Source organism: Sphingobacterium sp. MAE, from assembly GCF_056711605.1.
On the sequence record NZ_CM160044.1, the window covers coordinates 955,245 to 966,686 of the forward strand.

The 11,442-nt window shown below is 34.8% G+C and carries 11 protein-coding genes; 5 read left to right on the forward strand and 6 right to left on the reverse strand.

Annotated features, from left to right (window positions below; translation table 11 throughout):
* Window position 1: 1 nt before the first annotated feature.
* Window positions 2-1,042: an endolytic transglycosylase MltG gene (gene mltG / locus AC06G9_RS04095; RefSeq protein WP_480957555.1), complete on the reverse strand. Its 1,041-nt coding sequence runs from the start codon at window positions 1,040-1,042 to the stop codon at window positions 2-4.
* A 2-nt stretch (window positions 1,043-1,044) separates the two neighbouring features.
* On the reverse strand, window positions 1,045-1,863 hold the full coding sequence (locus AC06G9_RS04100; protein ID WP_094773031.1) for a PASTA domain-containing protein: 819 nt from the start codon (window positions 1,861-1,863) through the stop codon (window positions 1,045-1,047).
* A 154-nt stretch (window positions 1,864-2,017) separates the two neighbouring features.
* Here AC06G9_RS04100 and AC06G9_RS04105 point away from each other — a divergent pair, with 154 nt between their 5' ends.
* A complete protein-coding gene (locus AC06G9_RS04105; RefSeq protein WP_248754684.1) occupies window positions 2,018-3,022 on the forward strand; it encodes a D-alanine--D-alanine ligase in 1,005 nt (334 codons plus the stop codon).
* Window positions 3,023-3,083: 61 nt separating this feature from the next.
* Here AC06G9_RS04105 and AC06G9_RS04110 read toward each other — a convergent pair whose 3' ends face one another.
* The 3 genes from AC06G9_RS04110 to AC06G9_RS04120 form a co-directional block, all read right to left on the reverse strand.
* A complete protein-coding gene (locus AC06G9_RS04110) occupies window positions 3,084-4,268 on the reverse strand; it encodes a serine hydrolase (RefSeq protein ID WP_346570538.1) in 1,185 nt (394 codons plus the stop codon).
* A 133-nt stretch (window positions 4,269-4,401) separates the two neighbouring features.
* Window positions 4,402-4,896 carry a dihydrofolate reductase gene (locus tag AC06G9_RS04115; RefSeq protein ID WP_045752798.1) on the reverse strand — a complete coding sequence of 165 codons (495 nt, stop codon included), beginning with the start codon at window positions 4,894-4,896 and terminating at the stop codon, window positions 4,402-4,404.
* Between the two features lie 37 nt (window positions 4,897-4,933).
* Entirely contained in the window at window positions 4,934-5,755 is an 822-nt protein-coding gene (locus AC06G9_RS04120; protein ID WP_045752799.1) for a thymidylate synthase, read from the reverse strand.
* 334 nt (window positions 5,756-6,089) lie between these two features.
* Here AC06G9_RS04120 and mtaB point away from each other — a divergent pair, with 334 nt between their 5' ends.
* Window positions 6,090-7,409 (forward strand): tRNA (N(6)-L-threonylcarbamoyladenosine(37)-C(2))-methylthiotransferase MtaB, encoded by a 1,320-nt coding sequence (gene mtaB, locus AC06G9_RS04125; RefSeq protein WP_248754682.1) that lies wholly within the window; start codon window positions 6,090-6,092, stop codon window positions 7,407-7,409.
* Between the two features lie 60 nt (window positions 7,410-7,469).
* On the opposite strand, the gene AC06G9_RS04130 is transcribed toward mtaB, so the two are convergent.
* Window positions 7,470-8,366: an EamA family transporter gene (locus AC06G9_RS04130; RefSeq protein WP_045752801.1), complete on the reverse strand. Its 897-nt coding sequence runs from the start codon at window positions 8,364-8,366 to the stop codon at window positions 7,470-7,472.
* A gap of 122 nt (window positions 8,367-8,488) precedes the next feature.
* On the opposite strand from AC06G9_RS04130, the gene AC06G9_RS04135 reads away from it, so the two are divergent.
* The 3 genes from AC06G9_RS04135 to AC06G9_RS04145 all read left to right on the forward strand — a co-directional run bounded on the left by AC06G9_RS04135 (window position 8,489) and on the right by AC06G9_RS04145 (window position 11,345).
* A complete protein-coding gene (locus AC06G9_RS04135) occupies window positions 8,489-9,046 on the forward strand; it encodes a C40 family peptidase (RefSeq protein WP_411028110.1) in 558 nt (185 codons plus the stop codon).
* Window positions 9,047-9,144: 98 nt separating this feature from the next.
* Window positions 9,145-9,657, forward strand: a complete 513-nt coding sequence (locus AC06G9_RS04140) for a hypothetical protein (RefSeq protein WP_244914488.1) — start codon at window positions 9,145-9,147, stop codon at window positions 9,655-9,657.
* A 107-nt stretch (window positions 9,658-9,764) separates the two neighbouring features.
* The gene (locus tag AC06G9_RS04145; protein ID WP_480957556.1) at window positions 9,765-11,345 is read left to right on the forward strand and encodes a calcineurin-like phosphoesterase C-terminal domain-containing protein; all 1,581 of its coding nucleotides are present in this window, start codon (window positions 9,765-9,767) and stop codon (window positions 11,343-11,345) included.
* The last annotated feature ends 97 nt before the right edge of the window (window positions 11,346-11,442 follow it).

Consider the following 11,442-nt stretch of genomic DNA (forward strand, 5'->3'; position numbering starts at 1 on the left):
ATTATTTTTTGATATTTCGTTCGTCTAATGCTTTTTGAAATTTACGTGCATTTATTTGATGTTCGGCAACATTTGTGGCAAACGCATGATAACCTGAAAAATCTTCTTTGGCACACATATAAATATAATCATGGTGCTTGTAGTTCAGCACCGCATCTATTGCTACAATACTTGGCATCATAATCGGACCTGGAGGGAGACCTTTGTAGACGTAAGTGTTATAAGGATTATCTACTCTCAAGTGTTTATTTAGTACACGACGGATAGTGAAATCGTTATTGGCAAAAATAACTGTTGGATCTGCTTGTAATAACATTCCTTTTTGCAGCCTGTTTAAATATAAACCAGCTATAGCAGGCATTTCATCTTTATGCAATGCTTCACCTTTTACAATTGCTGCAAGTGAACTTACTTGCTGAGGTGTCAAATTGATTGCTTTTGCTTTAGCCAAACGCTCCGGTGTCCAAAATTTTTCCCATTCATCATGAAATCTGGCAAATAGCTTTTCAGGTGTTGTATTCCAATACAGCTCGTATGTATTCGGGATAAACATCGCAATGAAATTGTCCTTAGTAAAACCATACGATTTTGCTAGATCTTCATTATTGAGTAACGTCAAAAATGTAACAGAATCTGCTTCAAAATTATCTGCTAATTTTGCGGCGAAATTTTCTTTTAAACGGATATTTTCAAACCTAAACTTAACTGGTTCCTGATAACCACCTCTTAAATTACCAATAAATCTTCTGTTGTTCATACCAGGTGTCAATGCGTAACGTCCGGGCTTAACATTATCGGTGTAATTTTGATATTTTGCTGCTCTATCAAAACTAGTAGGATCGGAAACTATTTTTTGTTCTTTGATGTTTTGCAATACTTGTGCATAAGTGTCTCCTGTATTGATATATAAATATTTTTGATTGTCGGTAACATTTGACGCTAAGAAGGTCTTGTAAGCCGTCCAACCAAAATAACCTCCAACGACAAAGATCAGGAGAATGCTAATTTTTAACCAACTTGGTATTTTCTTTTTATTTTCCATTTTTATGGATTTGTTTTTTGTTTTTGTGTTGAAGAAGGATTTGTTGTTGTAGGAGTAGTCGGAATGCTATTTGACAAAGTGAGGTCAATTTTAGAACCAATACTTGTTATACCTGTTTCTAATCCTGGAAATTGTGTAATGACACGCGCGGTACTGGTGTCTGAAACACCAATATCATATGTAACAGTCCCTAAGGATAATCCTATTCCTTGAAGTGCAAATTTTGCTTCTGCAACAGTAAGCCCTGACAAATCTGGTATTTGAACTTCATTTGCACCTTGACCATTACCGAGTATTAAATCAATCTTAGATCCTTTTGTAATCATTCTGCCTTCACGAATAGACTGTCCTGCAAATTGGGCATCTAATACGATGTCTCTTGCGATATCAGCCACATAAGTTGTATCACCTATACGTAAATTATGATTTTTTAGTATGGAAGAAGCTTCAATTAATGTTTTATCCTTAATTTTAGGGAACGCAATTTCAGGCGCTACTTGTGTAATAATGGTCAGATAAATTGTTCTTCCGGTTTTTACATGAAATTTGGGTTCAGGATCTTGCTCAATCACCAAGCCGGGTTTAGCATCCATTTGATACACAGAATCAATCTGATATTCTAAATTAGCATTCTCTAATGCTGAAATAGCAGCACTGACATGTAATCCCTTTACTTGTGGGACTTCGATGGACTCATCATGTTTCGTATATACTTTTAAACCTAAATAGATGAATAGGAAAATTGCTAAAACAAAACCTATGGCAATTAGAAGATTGTTTCTAAACGTATTAGTTCTTAAATATTGTAATATTTTTGACATTTATATTTCTTTAAAAAATCATTTTATAGTATTCTTTTCAAGCAAGTTTAGCGCCATTATTTGTTTCGAATACACTTCATTTAATTATTGAACAAAATTATTCGTTTTTCTGTGTATCGCAAATTATATTTGCTATAAGAATCACTATAATTTTATGAAAACAAAAATAGCATTAATAACTGGAGGTTATACAGGCGAAGCGGAAGTTTCTTTTAAAAGTTCGGCATTTGTTTATTCACAGTTGGATCATGACAAATATGATATCTATCAAATTACGATTACACAGGATGCTTGGTTTTATGTAAGTGATTCTGGGATAAAATGTCCTATCAATAAAGAAGATTTCACCTTATTGCTCAATGATAGCATATTGAAGTTTGATTTAGCATTTATCATGGTACATGGTTCTCCTGGTGAGGATGGTCGTCTGCAAAGTTATTTTGATTTAGTGGGTATACCTTATACTTCTTGCGATGCCTTGACTTCGGCGCTGACCATGAATAAGGGATATACAAAAGCAATACTCGCAGATATTGAACATATAAACTTAGCAAAATCGGTGTTATTATTTGATACGCAACGTGCAGAAGGTGTGTCCTTAGTGGAAGAGAAATTATCACTTCCGTATTTTGTAAAACCAAATGCTGGGGGTAGTAGTATCGGTATGACAAAAGTAAAAGTTGCTGAAGAGTTACAGGCCGCTATTGATAAGGCTTTTGATGCGGAGAATACAGGGAGCCAAGTGATCATAGAGGAGTTTGTACATGGACGTGAATTTTCTGAAGGAATCTATCGTAATATAGATGGTGAATTGATTGTACTTCCTGCAACGGAGGTGAAAACTACACGTGAGTTTTTTGATTTTGAGGCAAAGTATATTCCTGGATTAACAGAAGAAATCACTCCTGCAGATCTTAATGAAGAACAACAATCTCGAATTGCAAAGATATTAAAGGAAATTTATGTGCGATTGAATTGCAAAGGAATGGTCCGTATTGATTTCTTTTTGGAAAACGATACGGATAAGTTTTATTTTATTGAGATCAATACCATTCCAGGACAAACTCCGCAGAGCTTTATTCCGCAGCAAGTACGTGCGACTGGGATGACTGAACAAGAGTTTTATGGTACTTTAATTGAAGTGGCTCTGAAAAGATAATCGATAAAAGATGAATTTTTAAAAAAAAAACGCTTTACGATAGGTTGTAAAGCGTTTTTTTTTATTTTCTAAAATCAAATTTTGAGAGATCGGGTTTTACTTTTTTATCTCTTTTAAGTTCTTCTTGATAGATGACCTGACCTATGTTTTTGAGAAATGGATAAGTGACGGTGTCATACTCATAGATTCCATCATTATAAATCCCATTTTCATTAGATTGTACAACTACTGCAAGTAGAAATTCTATTCCTTTCTCAAAATCAACAATATATGCATTGTCTATATTGTATCCATACGAATCGCCATATTTATTGAAGATACGGATATTTGGATTTAGAGATGCTTCTTTGTCGCGACCATAAAAAAGTAATTTACTGTAGGTGGGCCAAAATTCTGTTGTGTCGTATTTAGGATAATCAGATTCAAATGGGTACCGAGACATGTAGTCATATATAAACGAGTAATCTTCTTTGGTAAGTTGAAATCTTTCACGCGACTTAAATGCTTCTGGGAATAATAATTTTTTTAATATCATTTGTTGGTCATCTAAGGGATATACATTGAGCCCCTCAAAACTCCATGGTTCGTAAATAATTTCATCTTTATCATTCATATAACCTTTTCCCTGAACTGTATTTTGAAGCTTAATTGGATAATCATTTGGATCATATTGTGCCTCTTGTTTATAGACCGGATTGTCTCCTTGATAAAACGTTATTGAATTTGTATGTTTTGCCCAGATACCTTTATCTCCAATTGCAAGCCTATTGACAATGCGACTATTTTTGGTACCATGTTTTATCAATTTGCTATTCAATTCGGCTCGACCAATAAATTCAAACAGTCTATTTTGAGCATCATTGTCACTTGTCAAAAGGATTTTTTTTATATATTGACCAATTGAGGGGAGCCCATTTTTAGCAGATTGGTCTTTTGATACAGCGGTTTGCTTTTCATAAGATGAATCTATTCTTAACGGTGTGTCTTTTGATAATCCTACCCTGTTTAGTTCATTTATTTTTTCTAATGCTAAAATTGCTGTTGGGAGTTTTACAGTGCTGGCAGGATAAAAATACCAGTTGGGGTTTAATCTATAGCTGAATGATCTAAAATGCGGTACATTGTTTTTATCTCTGTCAATCTGCGTATAAAGAATCTGAACTTCATTTTTATTGGGGTGATCTAAGATTTTTTGAAAAAGTTCGGGATGGCTTCTTAGAAGTTTTTCGAGATAAATCGTGTCCATTTTTTGAGCAAAGGAATAAGGTATGAAACTTATGAATAAAAGAGTGAGGTATTTACACATATCGGTTTAGGTCTGATAATTTTCGAAAGGTAGTTTTATGATTAAGGCTTCCTATTATTTAGGAAGCCTCATATTATTTTCTTACATATACTTGAAAACTATAATCAAAAGCATGTTTTTCGTCTTTTACATGTTTTTCTTCGCTTTCCAGCTCCCATTCCTGTGCTGGTAAATCAGGAAAGTAAGCATCTCCTTCTATAGTTGTGTGCAGTCGAGTGAGCAAAACTTTATCGGCAAATGGTAGTGTTTGTTTAAATATTTCGCCACCACCGATGATAAAAATTTCTCTTTCATCTCTGCAGTAGTTCAATACTTCTTGAAAACTATTGGCAATATCTACCTCATCGGATTTTGCTGTCATATCACGAGTTAAAATGATATTCCTGCGATCTGGTAGTGGTTTTCCTAATGATTCAAAGGTTTTTCTACCCATGACTACACTGTGTTCTAATGTGTTTTTTTTGAAATATTTAAGGTCATTAGGTAAGTGCCAAGGCATTTTATTTCCTTTGCCGATGACGTTATTTTCAGTTGCGGCTACGATTAATGTTATTTTCAATTTACTCATATTTATATTTTACACAAAAGTATAGGAATCATTATTGTTAAACTGCCACTGGTGCTTTGATATGCGGATGTGACTCGTAGTTTAGCAATTCGAAGTCTTCAAATTTGAACTCGAAAATATCCTTTATTTCTGGATTGATTTTTAATTGAGGTAATGTCTTGGGCGCACGGCTTAATTGTAGTTCTGTTTGTTCGAAGTGATTACTGTAAATATGGGCATCTCCTAATGTATGAATAAACTCAGCGGCTTCCATATCACATACCTGAGCGACCATCATCGTTAACAATGCATAAGAAGCGATGTTAAAAGGTACACCTAAAAAGATATCTGCACTTCTTTGATACAGCTGACAAGATAACTGTGGTTTTAAAATTCCATTTTCAGGATCGGCAGGGGCAACATAGAATTGAAAAAATGCATGACATGGAGGCAAAGCCATATTTTCGATTTCTGCAACATTCCAAGCTGAAACAATTATTCTTCTCGAATCTGGTGATGTTTTTAATTGCTTGATGATGTTTTCAATCTGGTCAATATGTCCACCATCGGGTGTTGGCCATGATCGCCATTGTGAGCCATAAACAGGACCTAAATTACCATTTTCATCTGCCCATTCGTCCCAAATGCTTACTCCATTATCTTTTAAATATTTGATGTTTGTATCTCCCTTCAAAAACCAGATTAATTCATGCAGAATAGATCTTAAATGTAACTTTTTTGTCGTCACCAATGGGAAGCCTTCTTTTAAATTGAAACGCATCTGATATCCAAATACACTCTTAGTTCCTGTTCCAGTACGGTCAGTCTTAGTGACCCCATTTGTATATACGTGCTCTAGTAAGTCAAGGTATTGTTTCATTGTAAATAGTTGCTTTTATTTATTTGTGATTATGAAATGACGAAGCTTTTTGAATTTATGATTGCTTTAAAGCTGATCATGATATAAACATATAATATTATATACGAAGGTAAGATATTTTTGAAGTATTCACATTATGATTCTAAAAAGTGCGTGCGGGTAAAACTGAAATAGGCTCTTTTTAAGAGATCTTATAAATAGGCGAAAAATAGTGATATGAAGTCCATGGCTCCTTTATTTGAATCATTAAAATCTCATAATTAATTGAAAAGCGTGTAAATCAGAATTAAGAATTTTCATTTGGAGCTTTTTGTTGTATTTTTGCAAAATCATTATGAGTAAAAAAGTAGCTTTCTATACCTTAGGATGTAAATTGAATTTTTCAGAAACATCCTCCATAGGTCGAGTCTTTCAAGACGCGGGTTATGAAACAACGCCATTTAATAGTGCGGCAGATGTTTATGTAATTAATACATGTTCGGTGACGGATCATGCTGATAAGAAATGTCGTAAGGTGGTGAAGGAAGCGCTTAAATATTCACCTAATGCCTATATCACCATTGTGGGTTGTTATGCACAATTAAAACCTGCGGAGATTGCTGAGATACCAGGAGTAGATATGGTATTGGGTGCTGCAGAGAAGTTTAATATCATTGAGCACATTAATGATCTGACAAAAAATGAGAAGGCAGTTGTTTATAATGCACCCATTGATGAAACAAATCAATTTGTATCGGCATATTCTATTGGAGATCGCACGCGAACATTTTTGAAAGTGCAGGATGGTTGCGATTATTCCTGTACTTTTTGTACAATTCCTCTTGCGCGTGGTGCAAGTCGCTCTGGTAAAATTGAGGAAATTGTACGACAAGCTGAAGAAATTGCTGCTTCTGGAGTGAAAGAAATTGTGTTAACGGGCGTTAATATCGGTGATTTTGGTATTCGGGATGGTAAACGACAAGATAAGTTTTTGGATCTCGTAAAAGCTTTGGATGAAGTTACTGGAATTGACCGAATTCGTATTTCTTCGATTGAGCCTAATCTTTTAGCGAATGAAATTATTGAGTTTGTGGCTCAATCTAAACGGTTTGTTCCACATTTTCATATGCCTTTACAATCTGGAAATAATAAAGTGCTAAGCATGATGCGTCGTCGTTATAAACGTGAGCTTTATGCGCAACGTGTGGAGAAAATAAAGGAATTAATGCCTGATTGCTGTATTGGTGTAGATGTTATTGTGGGATTCCCGGGTGAAACGCGTGAAGATTTTATCGACACTTACAATTTCCTAAATGAGATGGATATTTCTTATTTGCATGTATTCACGTATTCCGAACGTGAGAATACTATAGCAGCGCAAATGGAAGGTGCAGTACCAGGATCTCAGCGTAGTGACCGTAGTAAAATGTTGCATATTTTATCGGAAAAAAAACGTCGTGCTTTTTATGAAAAGCAATTAGATAAAGTTGGTGAGGTACTGTTTGAAAGTGATGAGAAGGATGGATATATGCATGGGTTCTCTAAAAATTATGTAAAAGTGCGTACTCCTTATGATCCATTGTTGGTCAATGAGGTTGCCCATGTGAAATACCTGTCGATTACCGATAGCTGTGAGGTCGAAATAGAAGAATTAAAAGAGGTCTTAGTGCACTAAGTGCAACTTAAATATAAAATTAAAGAGGTCCATGGTTATTACCATGGACCTCTTTAATTTTTATACGGTTTCTTCTTTTTTCGAATTTAACCAAATAACTGTGGCTAATATCAGTAATACACCGACCCATTGTATCGGACTTACTGCTTCTTTTAATATGAAATAGGACATTGCAGTTGCAACAGGTAATTCTGCTGAACTTAAAATACCACTCAAGGAATAACCTATTTTAGGTATTCCATAGGCAAATAGTAAGGGAGGTATAACTGTACCAAAAAATGAAAGAATAAGCCCATAATGCCATATGCTATCTCCCAAAACGCCTGAAATCAAAAATGTTGGCGGAAAGATGCAACAGATCATAACACAGGAGCCAGTGACCATTAGTGCGCTTTTCTGAATGGGAGGATAATCATTGCCCACGCGTCCATTGACGATTAGAAACACAGCATAGGCTGTAGCTGCTAACAATCCATATATCATTCCTGTCCAGTTGAGCTTATCTATCCCGTGCTCTAGGAGACCAGTTGCGAATACAGTTCCGATAAGGACGATCGCAATACCGATCAATTGACGACCAGAAGGTCTATTTTTGAATATAATGAATTCGATTAGTGTACCAATCCATATATATTGCATCAATAAAACGATTGCTAAAGAGGCGGGCACCAATTGTACACATTTATAATAAACAAGACTTACTAGGCCGGTAGAGATACCGCTAATGACAATTTTCCATTTATTCGATTTTCTGGAAAAGCTTTCGTTGGCTTTTGGATTGAGTAGCTGTATGAACAAATAGACCATCCAGAGGATGATCATACCAAAAATAGCTTGTACACCTGTTACTTGTCCTAAGGTATAATCTTGTGCATATGCTTTTTTTACAAATGTAGATAACAATCCGAAACTACTTGCGCCTATAAAAACCGCAATAGCACCTTTTAATTTTTCCATATCTCTTTTTTCAAATTCGGACAAAATTACAACTTGGAAAGGTAGAATAAGAACGATATGTGTGTTTGTCTGTTAAATTTGGTTTTATTACATTTGGGTAACATTAACTATTCACTATGTGTTTGAAACGAAATTTATTATTTTTTATCAGTCTGTTGCTTTTACTTAGTAGTTGCTCTGTAAAGAAAAAGACGAATAATTATGGTCGTGGAAACGCTGTTTTGACCGATGCTAGTGAAGCAAGAGGAATAGATTATAGTAAAAGTTCTTTAGATAGTTATGCTGATCTACTACATGTAAAGAGAAAGGAGCTCAATCCGAATCTTTACTCTTTTATTGACGAATGGATGGGGATACCACATCGTATGGGTGGTGCCACAAAGAAAGGAGTTGATTGTTCTGGTTTTGTAGGTATGCTTTATCTTAAAGTATATAAAGAAGACTTGCCACGTTCGTCGCGTGATATGAGTGTGGTCGTTAAAAATAAAAGAGCAGCGCAGTTAAAAGAAGGTGATTTGGTCTTCTTTTCATTTGGTGGCCGTAATATTGATCATGTGGGTGTTTATCTTCATAATAATAAATTTGTGCATGTCTCGACCAAAAAGGGAGTTATCATCTCAGATCTGGCTGATTCGTGGTATTCTAAATACTTTACAAATGCAGGATCACCGAAATCTTAATCAAATTTTCAAGCTGAATTCCCTTTTTTGTGTCAAATAACATATAAAACTTTATAAAACTGTTTTAATCCTTATTTTTGTCTAAAACTAAAATAAAGATGAGTATCAAGGGTAAAAAGATTTTTTTGGGTTTATGTATTGTAGTACCGTTTCTAATTTACTGTGTTTATTACTACAGTAATATGATCAGCAATGCACCTTTCCGTTTTACAGATTTTCAATCTGTAGTCTTTCGATACGGTGAGCCTAATCATATGGACAATCATTATGATTCAAATACAGGAATTTTTCAGTATGTGACCAAGACAAATGAAATAGAACGTGATACCGTTCGTATGACTAAAGATGATTTGCTTTATTTGCATCGCAAAGCTCAGGAATTAGGTTTTTGGAATTTGGATGATGATATGACAGGTCCTGAGGCGAAAAAAAATATAGAAACAGCTACAGTACCTCGTTATTATTTAGAATTCAACTATAAAGATAAATCAAAAAAAGTTACTATGGATGCTGATTTTGCTGGTAATCCTAAAATGCGGGATGCGGGTAAATCCATGATTGAGGAGGTCAATCGGATCTTGGCAGCAGCCCAATCTAGATCTAGTAAATAAAGAAATTAAAGGGAATCAAAATGATTCCCTTTTTTATTGCAATTAACAGTTTGTTAAACATAAGGTGATTATTGATTCACATTGGAGCAGTAGCTTCGCTCTTAATTATGTTAGACATTCAAATGAAAAATATTTTTGCTGTTGCTGCAGCATTGTCTTTGAGTTACAGCCTTAGTGCTCAAGAATTTGCGAAAGGTATTGTTTTTAATGATATCAATAAGAATGGAATTATTGATAAAAAAGAAGTAGGTTTACCCAATGTCTCTGTCAGTAATGGTATAGATGTCGTCCAAACTGATGCTAAGGGGCAGTACAAGTTGCCTGTGAATAAAGACAATATTATTTTTGTCATCAAACCGGCGAACTATGCTTTGCCGATAGATACCAATCATCAGCCACAATTCTATTATATCCATAAACCTGAAGGAAGTCCACAGTTGACTTATAAAGGTGTTTCTCCTACAGGAAAGTTACCTAAAGAAATCAATTTTGGATTAACATCTCAGAAAGAGTCTACAGATTTTTCAGCATTTGTATTTGGCGATCCACAAGCATATGATATGGTTGAGATGGATTATTTTAAACGTGGAATTATTGATCGTATCGCGAATAAAGATGCCGCGGTATTTGGGATAAGCTTAGGCGATTTGGTTGGAAATGATTTATCGTTACATCCTGCTTATAAAAGTACAATTGCATTAATGGGATTGCCCTGGTTTAATGTAATCGGTAATCACGACTTAAATTTTGACACCAAGGAAGACATTTATTCTGATGAGGCTTTTGAAGCTTCTTTTGGTCCTGCAACTTATTCTTTTAATTATGGTAATGCTCACTTTTTAGTAATTGATGATATTATTTATCCTAATCCGGATACAGGAAAAGGATATAAAGCTGGATTGAGGAAAGATCAATTGGATTTTATTGCTAATGATTTGAAATATGTACCCAAAGATAAGTTGATTGTCTTGGCTTTTCATATTCCTTTAGCCCACGATGATGCTTCTGTTTTCCGTACAGCAGATCGCGATAGACTATTTGATATTTTAAGTGAATTTCCGCATACACTTTCTTTATCGGCTCATACACATTTCCAGCAACAAAATTTCTTTGGTGCTAAGGAAGGCTGGAAGCAAGCAAAACCGCACTATGAATATAATGTAGGAACGACTTCTGGCGATTGGTACTCTGGAGAACTGGATGAAAATGGAATACCTGTGTCAACTATGCGAGATGGAACACCAAAAGGATATGCCATCTTAAATATTAAGAATAATGAATATTCTTTTGATTATAAGGTCGTAGGTAAGGATGCAAATTATCAGATTGCATTATATGGTCCATCTGTTATTGATCAAAAATATGCACAGCGATATCCTGTATATGCAAACTTTTTCATTGGTAAAAAAGGTGATCAGGTTTTGTATCGTATCAATGAAGGTAAATGGAAGGAAATGGAGCAGGTTGGTGAGATTGATCCATCTTTCGATCATGCCGTGCAGCAATTTGATTTAGCAACAGCATACAAAGAGGGGAGAAGACCGTCGGATGGAACAGTTAGTACGCATTTATGGAAATTTAAATTACCAAAGTTAAAAGAGGGAAATTATAAAGTTGAAGTAAAAGCAATCGATATGTTCAATAGAACACATACAGCGATTAAAGAAATTCAAGTTGTCCGTAAATAAAAGTAGTTAATAGCCATATAAAAACCGTTAAGCAACCTTTATAGGGTGCTTTTTTTATGAATAATATTGAAAGGTTAAACATTACTTAAGAATAGCT